The organism is Enterococcus rotai (genome assembly GCF_001465345.1).
Lineage (GTDB): Bacteria > Bacillota > Bacilli > Lactobacillales > Enterococcaceae > Enterococcus_L > Enterococcus_L rotai.
Map to the genome: position 1 here is coordinate 3315756 of NZ_CP013655.1, position 13494 is coordinate 3329249.

Below are 13494 nucleotides of genomic sequence, written 5' to 3' on the forward strand. Positions count from 1 at the left end.
TAAAAAAAGCAGCCCCTTCTTATTTCCAAAGGAGCTGCTTTTTTCTCACCGTTCATCCGCTCTTTTTTAATTACTCTCTTAACTTTCCAATTAGCACAAATCGATGTTGTTGATTCCGAAGGTAACCTTTTTTTGACAATTCCTTTTGAATCTCAAGTAATTGAGTAAAATGCGTTTCTACTGAAACATCAGGATACTCCCACGGAATTCTTTTAATGTAATAAATCAACCCTTCCATATCCCAAAAGTCTTGATACGGAAAATACTCATCAGCAAATAGGATATCCATATTTTCTTTGACCAAAGCTTCTTGTGCTACTCCTTTTGACCATTCAAAAGAATTTCTTCGACGCTTTGTATCTAATTTCTCTGAGAGGTGCTTTCCATTTTGATCACCAACTTGCTGTGTAATGAATAGGCCGCCTGGCTTCAATACTCTAGAAACTTCTTTTGGGTCATATGACTCATGGCTGTTCAATACAATATCAAATGAGTTAGTTAAAAAGTCCAAGTGACCCGTTTTATCGACAAAAGTAACCGTTACACCTTGTGGCTGCAGCTTCTTTTTTAGCAGTTCATAATTAGGTTTCCAGCCTTCAGTAACCGACGTCTGAGCAAACGGATGAGCAAATGTCAACAACAGCTCTCCACCACCAGTCCCCATATCCAACAAATGCATCTCATTAGACAAATTGGCACGAACAAGCTCATCATAACGCCACGGTAAGACCTCTTGTCGCCAACGTCCTTCCAAATATGAAAAATCCCAACCTTTAAACTCCAACGCTTCAATAGTCTGCCAATATTTTTTTAATGCTATTTTTTCCATAACGAACTCTCCTTTATACTTAATCGTTGTCTGATTAAATGTTAGATACAGTTATGGATGATCCGATAGTCATAACTTTACTCAATACAGCCCTATCAGAGCATTATAACTGTATCGAGTTGTTACTTCGTTGCATCACCTTGAAAATCATGTCAGTCATCTCCTACTTTTTTTCATTACTTTTGAGCCAATATATACCCATAAATACCCCATTAACACGCAAAAAGACAAAGCACATAACAGAAATAGTGGACCTTTATAAAATGTTGGCGAAACAATCAGCTCAACTAAAGGAATCACATAAATGAATAATACAATTGCAACGACTACACCTGTAAAATAAAGTACCCCATTTGAAACATAGCCCCCAGAGCCTCTAACTTGATCTCTCTCAGTAGGCAAAACATTTTTCCCTTGACCATTGGAGTAACGTGTTTGATTTGTATTCATTGCATCAAACGTACTATTGTTGATATTACTTCTTTCAGCAAATTTTCTTTGTTGTTCTCGCTGATTCACTTTTATCACTTCTTTTCTCTTTAGTCCCGTTAGTCTTTAGACTATTATAGCATCACAAAAAAGAATAAAGCCAGACTTATTTCTGACTCTATTCTTTCCTTCACTAGTTATATCAAGCCATTTCGATCGATCAACTCTTTAAACCAAATACCACTTTTCTTTAAAGAGCGTTGATCATTTTCTAAGTCCAAGCGATAAAATCCATAGCGATTCTTATATCCGTTCAACCAAGACCAACAATCGATAAACGTCCATGAATGGTAGCCAAAACAATTACTGCCTGCTTCAATTCCTTTATGCAACTGATTGAGATGTTCTTCCATAAATTCAATCCGATAATCATCTTGAATCATACCTGTTTGATCTAAGAACCGCTCTTCTTCTGCCACCCCCATACCATTTTCTGAAACGTACCAGGCAATATTGTTGTAGTCATTTTTGATCATCATCGCAACATCATATAACGCCTCTGGATAAATTTCCCAACCACGATACGGATTGATTTTTTTATCAGGCCAATCATAATGATCGTAAAAATCAGCAGGAGAAACTGCAGGTTTATTGACGTTAGCAGGCGCTTGAACACGGCGTGGCTGATAATAATTCATGCCAATAAAATCAACTGTGTTCTTTTTAATCAACTCTAAATCATTCTCTGCAACATCAGGCAATAATTCATTTTCAGCTAAACGATCAATTAATTTTGCTGGAATGGTTCCTAAAACTGTAGGGTCTAAAAAGCTTTTGGTATTTAATAAATCAGCGAACTCAGCCGCTTTTAAATCTTCTGGTGACTGACTTTTGGGATAACACGGCGAAACGTTTAAAATGATTCCGATTGAGCCTTGATACTTTCCGTCTTTAAAGCTTTTAACAGCCATTGTATGAGCCATCAGCGTGTTAAACCCAACTTGAACTGCTTTTTTCAGATCATGAATTGCAGGATAATGATACCCATATAGATAGCCGCACTCCACATGGACCATCGGCTCGTTAAAGGTTGTCCACTGCTCAACTAAATCACCAAATAATTCAAAACAAGTATTGGCATAAAAAGCAAATGCCTCCACCGATTCTCTCGTTTCCCAACCGCCCTTTTCCATCAACCACCAAGGCATATCAAAATGAAATAAATTGATGATTGGTTTAACACCATTTGCAATTAATTCAGAGAAATAATGACGATAAAACGTAACAGCTTCTGAATTAACTGTTTGTCCATCCGGCAACAAACGAGTCCAAGCAATAGATGTTCTAAAAGAATTCATATGGATCTCTTTCATCCTTTTAGCATCATCCTTGAAATACTCATACATCTTAGTCGTATCTTCTGGACCTTGATTTAATTGGAATTTTTCTGGATTCAGTTCATACCATTTATCCCAGGTTGAAGGAGATTTTCCATTTTGTGAACCATGCCCCTCTGATTGAGGAGCAGATGTCGCTGCGCCCCATAAAAAATGTTCTGGAAATTTTTTCATTTGTTTTACACCTATTTTCCTATTTTTAAATAATCTAACAGTAACGTACAAAACATCATATTCGCCCAGGAAAACCATTCACGGGTATATTGATTGGGGTCGTTCACATTAACACCTTCATGCATATGATTAGTGCCAGCATCGGTTTTAACTAAAATGTCTAACAACTCAGCCTTTTCAACTTGGCTAGTCGTCGTTAAGCCTTGGATAGATAATGCGATCGGCCAAACATACTCTTTTGGCGTATGCTCACTTCCGATTCCTTTTAACTTTATTCCTTTATAATAATATGGATTAACATCAGATAAAATTAAGGCACGTGTATTTTGATAAATTTCATCATCAATCGAACAATACCCTAAATAAGGAGCTGCTAATAGACTAGGTACATTGGCATCATCCATTAAAAGATAATTTCCTAATCCATCTACCTCATAGGCATAAACTTTTTGCCCCTGATGTTCAACGATACCCCATTTTTTTATGCCTTGATTGATTTCATCTTTTAATTGATTTGCTTGTTCAGCCAGTAATTTATCGTGGTAAATCTCTGTAAAAATTCCCTCAAGATAACCTAAAATAACAACAGCAAACATATTAGAAGGAACTAGATAATTATATGTACAGCTGTCATCGCTTGGACGAAAACCAGACCAAGTCATCCCTGTGTACCCACAAGGCTCTCCTAAGCCGTGATTTGAAAGTGTGTCTTCTGGTCTTTCATCAAAACGCTCAAAACGATAAGAAGAATTTTCATGTTGCTGCTCTATTTTGAAAACCTTGATAATAGATTCTGCAGCACGTTTAAACTCTTTTGAAAACTGCTTGGTCTCACCTGTTTGTTTCCATAACAAATAAGCTAATTCGATTGGATAACATAACGAATCCACTTCATATTTCCGTTCCCAGATCCAACCATTCATCTCTGTAAGATCTTGGTGGTAACAATGACCATTCTCAGTTTCGTTAAAGGCATTTGCATATGGATCGATCAAAATACATTTTATTTGGCGGTCAACTAATCCCCGTATCAATTGTTTGATGTTTTCATCTTCATTTGCAATTGCTAAGTAGGGTTTGATTTGAGCGGATGAATCTCGCAGCCACATTGCTGGAATATCGCCAGTGATTACAAACACATCATCCTCTGTGTTTTTGACTGTGGTTTCCAAAGTGTTGTCAAAACAATTTGAAAATACTTCGCTCCATCTAGGATTACTGGACTGCTCTGATACCAATGTTTTCACTTTTTCGATGACTGATTTTGAATAGTTTACACTCATGATGATTCCCCTTTTTACTTTCCTTTTAAAATCACTTCTGATTTAATCCAAGACTTGATCGTGTCTTCATGGTACATGGCTAAAATTTCTGTATATAAGATATCGATCACTGTTAATACTGGAATTTGTGGTGAAATCCCCCCCATATCCTTCTTTCCCATTGAGCTTGTTACACAGAACGCTTCAGAGAACTCTTTATATGGACTTTTCTCGTTGGCAGTAATTACGATTACCTTTGCATTTTTTTCAGAAACTATTTTTACTGCTTCTTGGACTGCTTCGTTATTGCCAGAAATAGATGAGACAACCACAAGATCGCCTTGCTGCACACCATGAGCCATCATCACAATTGAATGTTCGTCCTTGATCACGTTGACGATTTTTCCAAGCCTTGAGAATTTAAATTGAAAATCTTCACCGCAAAAAGCGTTGTAACCTGTTCCCCAGTAATGAATGATCCGCCCGCTATCGATCATTAAAGCTGCTTTTTTAACTTCCTCTTTATCTAATTTTTCGATAATGTCATTGAGCAACAAAGAGTAATTTAGATTGACGTAGCTAATACTAGAATCTGTTTGCTTTTTAGTGCTTTTACTTGAATATTTATATAAATAAATCAGTTCTTTATAATTAGCTAAACCAATTTTTTTACAAAAGCGCGTGATTGAAGAATTAGATACACTAAGCTTTTTAGCCAATTCTTGAATGCCTAATTCTTTATTACCATCAAGAAAATATTGAGCGATCACTCGTTCGACATCCGTAAACTTTTTTTGATTTGCTTGAATGATTAGTTCGATGTAACTTTCCATGATTAGCACTCCTTTCGCTATAGTAAAGAAAACAAGAGACTGGACCCGTTCTCAGTCCAGTTTACCTCTTGTTATGATTTCCAACTACTAGTCTTGTGCGTTCAGTAATTGGCTTTCATCAAATTTCATGTTCATACGTACAAACGGTGCATAAATAAAGACATCTAAAACAACTAAAACGGCTGTTAAGATCACCGGGCTAAGATGGAATGCGCCTAAGATCCAGGTGCTGATGAAAATTGGTTCATTTCCTGAATTTAAGACAACTAAGGGAACGACCCAACCAATTTTAGTCACAATATAAGCGACTACTGCATTGAAAACTGGTACAAAAACAAATGGGATAAACATCAATGGATTTAAAACGATCGGGAACCCAAAAATAATGGGTTCGTTGATCCCGAATAATCCTGGAATAAATGATAGTTTTGCTACTTCACGACCACTATACGTTTTTGGTGTAAAAATCAAAATCGCTAGAATCAACCCAAAAGTGGCACCAGATCCACCAATCATAGCGTACACATTCGTCATTGTATTTGGTGCAATAGAAATGTCTGCAAAGCTTTTTGTTTCAGCAAATTTCGCAACATTTTCTAAGAAAATCGGTAGCCATAAAGCAGATACAACGCCCCAAACGATATTAAAACCATGTAATCCTAAGAACCATAATATTTGTTCCAATAAGATCACTACAATAATAGCAGGTAACCCCGTTCCAACAGATGTTAGCGGTTGAACAAATAATTGACTGACCAGATCCATAAAGGAATTGAAATCAAACGCTTCAATCACGACTTTCATAACAGAACAGATCAATAATACGATTGAAATTGGAATCAAAGCAAAGAAGGAATCAAAAACATTTGGCGGAACATTCCCTGGTAGCTTGATAGCAATCTTATGTTTTGCTAAAACTGAATAAAGGAAAACAGCAAGTAAGCCTACGATCAAAGCGGTAAACATTCCTTCATAACTAAAGAAATTATTCGCATAGCCTTGAATAACTTCCGCTGAATTATCAGCGAAATTCACATTGTTCGGTACCATTACAAAATAGGCTGCAAAGGCTAATAACGTTGCCAGTAGTGGATTGATGTTTGCTTCCGGATGTTTTTTCATCAATTCTTTTGCATAGTTATAAGCAGTTGAAAAAACAATTAATAAAGCCACTATTCCTAACGTTCCTAGATAAACATTGCCAAAAATTGCTGATGCTGTTTGACCGATTGCTGTTTCTCCAAAAAAGGCATCGATCTGCATTTTGATCAAGTTGGAAAACGATCCTACCACAGTAAACGGAATACTGCTGATAAATGCATTTTTAATAGCTTGTAAAACGCTGTTGTTATCTACTTTATTGGCAATTTTTAATAATGGATCTTGAATTTTCTCGATATTTATTTTCATCTTAACTCGACCTTTCCCGTGTTATCTTTCTATTGAAACGGTTTTAATTTCTCCTGGTTTCACTATACCTAACGAAACTTCCTTCAACTTACCAACTGATTCAATCAAGTCACCATTTAAATCAACAAAACGAACGTTGCATTCCGTTGCTAATATGATTTTCTCATTGGTGACGCTCTTTTCAAGTGATGGGTTATACAGACGCAGATTGACCCATTGACCATCGCGGCTTAATTCTAATGCGCTAAACACCAAATTGGAGTTATTCAAATCAACATACTCTTTCAATTCATTCAAATGATCGACTTTATTACTTTGGAAATATTGGATTGGATTCGTAAATCGATTTAAGGTTTGAACTTGATAATATGGGCTTGTGACAGAATAGGTTTGATATTCCTTTTGGATCCTCACTGGATTAAAGTCAGCTGAAATGATTAAAGATAACGCCATCTCTAATTCACCTAATAATTGACTATCTGGAGTCGGAATATAACGGTATTGATTCCCTGAAGCATCTCCAGGTCTTCTTAATAACTCTGGTCTGCCCAAAAAGCCTACTCCTCTAAATAAAGTCATATAGATTTGGTCATCAATCACTTGATATTCTTTGATTCCTTTACTCAGAATCGTCCAACTAGCGGCAGAATCGTGAATGTTTGCATAGTGGATCATTGGATAAATCTCCGTTGGTTCTTCTTTCCAGCCTAGCTTTCTCCAATCCTGAATATGGGGATCTTGATTTTGTCGTTCAACGATTCCAAATAAGGTATCTGCATAACTGACGTTGTTTTTGACTGGTGTATTAACAACCAGACGCATCCGATGATCCATTGCTTGGTTATTGATCTTGATTTTCATATCAATTCGCTTAGACTTTTTGCTTAATGATAAGCTCAAGGTGTAGTTAACTGTTGCATTCAATTCCTCAGATTTCCTAGCTTGTAGATCTTTTGGTAATGTCCAATTGCCATTCAATGTCATAGTAGATAAAAACGGTCCTGTTTGAACAGATACATCGTTTGTATCGAAAGCCAATTGATGAACTTTATCATGATAGGCAGGTGAATAATCGTACGTGTCGCCTTCATCACCTGATTCTTCCACGTATAGACAGTTCTCATAGGTTTCGCCTTGTTCTTTCGCCAAAATAGTAAATTGTCCATCTGAGAAAGTGATTTTGTACGTCTCATTTTCAATTAGCGTACTTGCTGGAACTGATGTTTTAGCGCTATCATTTGATTCTGATAGCTCTTTTACCGTTATGATCGTATACGCAAGTGGCGGGGTTTCTTTGATAAAACTTACTTTGTGAATATAGTAATACTTCGCTTCATCATAATCGCTTTCTGAACGTCTAACTTCGCCAGCATAAACTTTTTCAGTTGATAGAATTTGACTAGCCAATTCATGGTTATTTTCATCGAGTAGTTTGATACTTGCATGCTTTGTGCTTACCTCTACTATATACGGATCCGTTCTGGTATAAGGTAAGGTATTAAATAGAATCAAATCATTTTCTTGGATACCTTTAATGGATTCTGAAATTTTTCTTACTAAATAGTCGATCGTTGAATAGGATAATTGGTCCGCTTCTTTATATCTCGCTAAGATCATTTCATTTGTTTTATCCGTATTGCAGCCACCAATACTGTCATGAGCATGGTTTTTTAATAATAAGGTCCAAATATAATCCAAAAGCTCTCGTTTAAAAGGAATCCCTAAATCATCTGCCATAAACATTAATGGTTCCAGTTGGAAAATCAAGCGATTTTCGATGGTATCATTTAACTTTTTCAAATCATATCTTGATGAATAAATGGAGCGATGGATTTTTGAAACACTGCCACTCATAAACTCACCTTGTACCGTTGGAAGGTCCGTTGCTTGTTCTTTTAATAAATTAAATATATGCGGATAATTGCTTTCTTCGATTTTGTATTCGGTACCAAATTGTTCGTTGACCTCTTGAATGATCGCTTTTAAATCTCGATCGACTGCTCGTTGATCTCCACCAACCGGCAATGTTACAACTTCAGTAGTGCTGTCTTCTGCTACAAGATCCAGCATCGCTTTTTTCTGATATAGGTCACCTTCAACAAGTGTTACCCCGGCATAATAACCATTGCGAATATTGATTGTTAATACTTTTGAACCATCTTCAGCTGTCCAGTAAAATTCTCGACTTTTCGTCACTTCATTCGGCATTCCTCGCCAAAACACGGCATCTGTGATTCCAAAACCATTATAGATTTTCGGCATATCTTTCCCCTGTCCAAATGAATCAGGTAAATATCCTAACGATGTATGACCACCTAAGCGTTTTGACATATTAATCCCAATTTGCAAATTCTTCACGACCGATTCACCAGCCACCACGAATTCGTCCATTTGAGTATACCAAGGTCCAATAAATAATTTATTGGCTTCCACTAATTCTTTGATTTTAGTCTCTTTTTCTGGATAAATTTTTAAATAATCATCTAGAATGCTAAGTTGACCATCCAAATAATAGTAATCCAGTTCGTTATTTTCTAAGGCATAAATCACCTCATCCATATGATAAGAAAATTGGATAAATGCTTCATTATCACTAAAATACCACTCACGATCCCAATGAGTATGTGCTACGACATGTATCTTCTTCATTGTTTATTCTCCTTCCATCACTGTTCTTATTTAATATACCTCTGATTTTATAAAAAGAAAACGCATCCGGTAATATTTTCAAGTATTTTCTTTTTTACTCACTAATTATGAAAATATTACCATTGGAATATAGAAAAAAGCTGAGTATAAAATGCTTTACACATCACACTCAGCTAATTTACTTTCTATAGTCAATCAAAAAATGAAGAAACTATTTTCAATAATCATTCTCACCAATCAATTAAGTTAGCACTTCATATTCAGCAATCGTACTTGAAATAATACCAGGGCGTTTTTTCTTTTCCACCGTTTCATCCGTTGATTCTTTTCTTTGATGCATCTTTTTAAATGATTGGCTCTGCACCCAATTTTTTTGATGTTCTTTTGAGGTCCAGCGGCTTAAAACAACCAATTCCGTTACTTCCGGATTATCTGGTAATGCCCGCTGCATTAATTGAAAGTTCAAGAATCCATCTACAGCTTCCATACTTTCTTTCGTATGCCCTGCTGTAAATTGTTGAATAATTTTTTGCGAGTGAGCCGTTTCTGTTTGAATCGTATTCGTTACAATATACATATTTTTTCCTCCACTATTCTATTTTTCTTGTTTCGATATGGTAATCTGCAATGATTTGACCTTGATCGAACTGAAGCACGCGCTGACAAGTTTGACTGAGAAATTCTTTATCGTGGGTAATCACTAAAACTAAAATATTCTCTTCATGCAGCCAACGAATCGTATTACTGACTTCTTCCATATGCACTAAATCTAAACCGCTGGTTGGTTCGTCAAAAATAATGATTTTTTTCCCTGATAACAAAGCACTAGCAATTGCCACACGTTGTTTTTCGCCACCGGATAAGGTTTGGGGATGACGCATTAAAAGCGGTTCTAAATTCAGCATGGCGACAACTTTGTCAAACTCAGCTGTGTTTTGTGCATTTAAACTTATTTCTTTCTCTACCGTTTCAAAAAACAATTGCAAATTGACATCTTGCATCACAACAAAACTTTCCTTAATCAACTCTTTTGGTCGCATCACTTTTTGATTTAGTTTTATGACACCTGCTTTTGGCTTGATCAATCCTGACAACAGTTTAGAAAAGGTTGATTTTCCTGCACCATTATGCCCCACAATTCCGATAATATCAGCGCTAGTCAACGTTAATGAAGGGATTTTGAGCACGGAAGGCTGCTTGCGATAGTGAAAATCCAGTCCATCACAGGTCAATACTAGTTTTGCAGGTCCTTCAGCCTGTGTCACTTTTTTTGTAAGATGCGTTGGTTTAAGTGATCTTAACCCCAACGCCTGAATATCAGCAGCAGATTTTTCTCGCATTTCTTGACTTGTATAGTTTTCAACAATTTGACCTTTTTCCATCACTAAATAGCGATCTGCCAAATCCGTCAAATAGTATAAGCGATGTTCAGAAACAATAATTGTCATACCTTGGCTTTTCAAGACCTGTAAATAGGCTTTTAACTGCTCGATCGTTGCTTCATCCAAATTACTTGAAGGTTCATCTAATAAGAATAATCGATGCTGCAACATACTGGCAGAAGCAAATGCGATCAATTGTTTTTGTCCACCAGATAAATGGAACATGCTTCGTTCTAAAAATTCTTCTAGAGAAAACAAACTTGTTATCTCATTGATTCGATCAATCATTTCTTTTCTAGATACACCATAATTTTCCATTGCAAATGCTAATTCAGAATAGACATCACTCGTAAAAAATTGGGTTTTAGGATTTTGAAATACCACGCCAATTTCTCGAACATATTCATTAAATTCTTTCGTTAATAGCTCTTGTTCTAAAACAGAACCAGAACCCGTTAATTCACCCAGATATAATTCAGGAATCAACCCGTTTAAAATTCTTAGTAATGTTGATTTACCACACCCACTTTTGCCGCACAATACAATGAATTCGCCAGCTTTAACTTCCAACTCCACATTTTGGATAACCTTTTCCTGATCTTCATAAGCAAATGTCAGATCATGTAAATCAATCATTAAATCAGCCTCCCTACGATTCCACACAGAATCAATATACCAATCAATACATAATCTTGACTCTTTAAACGAATCTCATAAACACTTGTATGTGCTTTAGGATTGCCTAAGCCTCGAACCAGAGCTGCAGCTGATAGATCCAAAGATGTATTCTCTGCTGACATCAAGATTGGTACAATAATATATTCCATCGTTTGAAATGGATGTAGAAATAACTCAACAGTTGAAACTGCGATTCCACGGTATTTCATCGCATTACGAATACTTTTAAAATCTTGAAATAGTGTAGGAAAGAAACGAAACAAGACAGTTAATGGAATAATCAGCCCAAAAGGCACATGACATTTCTTTAGCGCTGCGATCCATTCACTGATTTTAGTTCGATTCATCGCAAACGCTGCCGCCATGATCGTTGGTAGCATTCGACGATTTCCGACAAATAAAAAATCAAAAAAAGCAGCAAAACCATTCTCAATATGAGGAAATAGTAGATAATCGCCCAGAACAAGCAACCAAAAAAGACCATAGAAAATCGTTCCTTTTTTTAAACTACCATTTAGAATAAACAAAAAATACAACAACGTTACAAACAGCATTTCTGCTTTAAATGGTAGAGGAAACATCAATAAAAAACTAGCAAATAAAATCGTACATAATTTACTTCTGGGATCAAACGTTACGTATGTTTTTTCCATAATTTTTTCCTTTAGCTTTATCAAAGTGTTTCTCATAAATCTTTTGTCCAATCATTATCCCTAAAATACTACAAATGATCACAGCCAACACACACACATAAAAAGTTGTGGTTGTGATCGGTGCAAAGACTTTATCGATGTATACGGCATCTTTACCACGAGCCACCAATGAATCGACATAGGCATTTTTCATAAACCACAATGGTAAAACGGGACCCATCAAGCCAAAACTAAAGACAGTATAACTAAGCATCGTCCGGATTTTTTGAGATAGCTTGGTATGATATTGAATCCAATCTGCAAGGATCGCACACAGAATATTTGGTAAAAATGATAATGGAAAATGCCCCGAAACGAGAAAGAATAACCCCATCACACTGCCCATGATCGTAATTGCACCAAAACGAGGAATACGATGAATCACCAATAAATAGACAATCCCCGCAAAAAGTGCTGTTGCGCTAGGAATCAAAATAGAATTAAAAGCTGGGATTGTAAAACGTAAGATCAGCATTGCAATAGTTACGACTAAAAAATAAATGGCGGTATAAATACCAATTGAAATAAAATCTTGGATTTTTAACTTTTTCATTCTTGTACTAACCCTTCTTGTTTAATTGTCACTAATAATAATAGCTGTCCATAAGTGTCACTTTTAATTTTCAACTGATAGCGGCCTGGCTTTTCAAATTGTTCACCTGATAGCACCAATTGATTTTCTGTCAATTTATACTCTAGTGAATAGCCGTTTACAGAAGTTTTTTTCGTTTTGAATAATTCAAATAGTACTCTTTCTTCTGCTAATTCTTTGATTAGTCCTTGATCAAGCGATAGACAAATCTCTTCTCCTAAGCCATATTCTGATTTTGAAAGTTTTGGCGGAAAACTCATTGGTTGTTTTAAGTGCGTTTCAAATCTGACATCTTCAAAACCTTCGGCCAAAATCTCGATTGTTATGGGGTCATTAGCTTCCCATCGGTCAAACAAGCGATATCTTGCTTCATCAGTATTTGCCAATAGGCCAAACTCTAAATGATTTTCAGGTTTATGGTATAAGTAATCTGGCCATAACAGTGGCATTGTTTGTCCATTTTTTGTAATAGTAAAACTATAAATATACTTCCCGTAAGCTTCGTGAAACTGATCATAAGAAGCGATTTCATATTCTGGTAAAAACTGAACCATGGCAGCGTAACTATAATGAGCAAAATAATACATCTCGTTTACATATTCTAACTTCGCTTGAATCGATTGAACATTCGTTTCCAGCCCATTTTCAAGTAAGACTCTAGAACCATATGTACCATCCAAATATAGACGTTTTCGTTTATAACCAATCACTGGTGCGGCCTCAACTTCCTCTATAGGAATCAACGATTGGATCGGTACCCGTTTTGCATGAAACTCTGGATAAATTGCAGGATTACTTTCAGCAAGGATAAAATCTTTCGTATCAACATAAACAGGTACATCCAGGATGCTGTAGCTACCGTGCTCATTCAACGTGATTTTTTGCTGATTTGTATGAGGAAATCGGCCGATGATCTGTTGGAATTTTTCTGATAATCGATAATCAGATTCTTGAAGATCTGGACAATCTGCGCGATAAAAATCATAAAAAGACATGGTTGCTTCACCAATAAGATAACGTGGTAATGGTTTGTTTTCAATATATACTTGATCAGCAAGTTTTAACGGGCATTGTTCCGTTTGTACTGTATCATACCTGATAAAAAAGTTATTGATTTTTATTTCGTTCATTGAATCACTCCTTTACTTATTGAGTTAGTATAGCATA

The 13494-nt window shown here is 36.0% G+C and carries 12 protein-coding genes; all 12 read right to left on the reverse strand.

The annotated features are described in order from the left end of the window. Positions 1 to 70: 70 nt before the first annotated feature. Entirely contained in the window at positions 71 to 829 is a 759-nt protein-coding gene (locus ATZ35_RS14800) for a class I SAM-dependent methyltransferase (RefSeq protein WP_208927907.1), read from the reverse strand. Between the two features lie 156 nt (positions 830 to 985). Further along, the gene (locus ATZ35_RS14805) at positions 986 to 1348 is read right to left on the reverse strand and encodes a hypothetical protein (RefSeq protein ID WP_208927908.1); all 363 of its coding nucleotides are present in this window, start codon (positions 1346 to 1348) and stop codon (positions 986 to 988) included. A gap of 107 nt (positions 1349 to 1455) precedes the next feature. Further along, complete coding sequence (locus ATZ35_RS14810) at positions 1456 to 2829, reverse strand: glycoside hydrolase family 1 protein (RefSeq protein WP_208927909.1); 1374 nt, start codon at positions 2827 to 2829, stop codon at positions 1456 to 1458. Between the two features lie 11 nt (positions 2830 to 2840). Further along, on the reverse strand, positions 2841 to 4112 hold the full coding sequence (locus ATZ35_RS14815) for a glycoside hydrolase family 125 protein (RefSeq protein ID WP_208927910.1): 1272 nt from the start codon (positions 4110 to 4112) through the stop codon (positions 2841 to 2843). Positions 4113 to 4126: 14 nt separating this feature from the next. After that, positions 4127 to 4924 (reverse strand): MurR/RpiR family transcriptional regulator, encoded by a 798-nt coding sequence (locus ATZ35_RS14820; RefSeq protein WP_208927911.1) that lies wholly within the window; start codon positions 4922 to 4924, stop codon positions 4127 to 4129. Between the two features lie 87 nt (positions 4925 to 5011). Continuing rightward, positions 5012 to 6334 carry a PTS sugar transporter subunit IIC gene (locus ATZ35_RS14825; protein ID WP_208927912.1) on the reverse strand — a complete coding sequence of 441 codons (1323 nt, stop codon included), beginning with the start codon at positions 6332 to 6334 and terminating at the stop codon, positions 5012 to 5014. A gap of 21 nt (positions 6335 to 6355) precedes the next feature. After that, entirely contained in the window at positions 6356 to 8983 is a 2628-nt protein-coding gene (locus ATZ35_RS14830) for a glycoside hydrolase family 38 N-terminal domain-containing protein (RefSeq protein WP_208927913.1), read from the reverse strand. 241 nt (positions 8984 to 9224) lie between these two features. After that, the gene (locus tag ATZ35_RS14835; RefSeq protein ID WP_208927914.1) at positions 9225 to 9560 is read right to left on the reverse strand and encodes an antibiotic biosynthesis monooxygenase; all 336 of its coding nucleotides are present in this window, start codon (positions 9558 to 9560) and stop codon (positions 9225 to 9227) included. A gap of 13 nt (positions 9561 to 9573) precedes the next feature. Further along, positions 9574 to 11001 carry an ABC transporter ATP-binding protein gene (locus tag ATZ35_RS14840; protein ID WP_208927915.1) on the reverse strand — a complete coding sequence of 476 codons (1428 nt, stop codon included), beginning with the start codon at positions 10999 to 11001 and terminating at the stop codon, positions 9574 to 9576. Then, entirely contained in the window at positions 11001 to 11696 is a 696-nt protein-coding gene (locus tag ATZ35_RS14845) for an energy-coupling factor transporter transmembrane component T (RefSeq protein WP_208927916.1), read from the reverse strand. Before ATZ35_RS14845 ends, ATZ35_RS14840 begins: the two co-directional genes overlap by 1 nt. After that, a complete protein-coding gene (locus ATZ35_RS14850) occupies positions 11671 to 12288 on the reverse strand; it encodes an MptD family putative ECF transporter S component (RefSeq protein WP_208927917.1) in 618 nt (205 codons plus the stop codon). The genes ATZ35_RS14845 and ATZ35_RS14850 overlap by 26 nt, the downstream gene beginning before the upstream one ends. Then, on the reverse strand, positions 12285 to 13457 hold the full coding sequence (locus tag ATZ35_RS14855) for a hypothetical protein (protein ID WP_208927918.1): 1173 nt from the start codon (positions 13455 to 13457) through the stop codon (positions 12285 to 12287). The genes ATZ35_RS14850 and ATZ35_RS14855 overlap by 4 nt, the downstream gene beginning before the upstream one ends. Between the last annotated feature and the right edge of the window lie 37 nt (positions 13458 to 13494).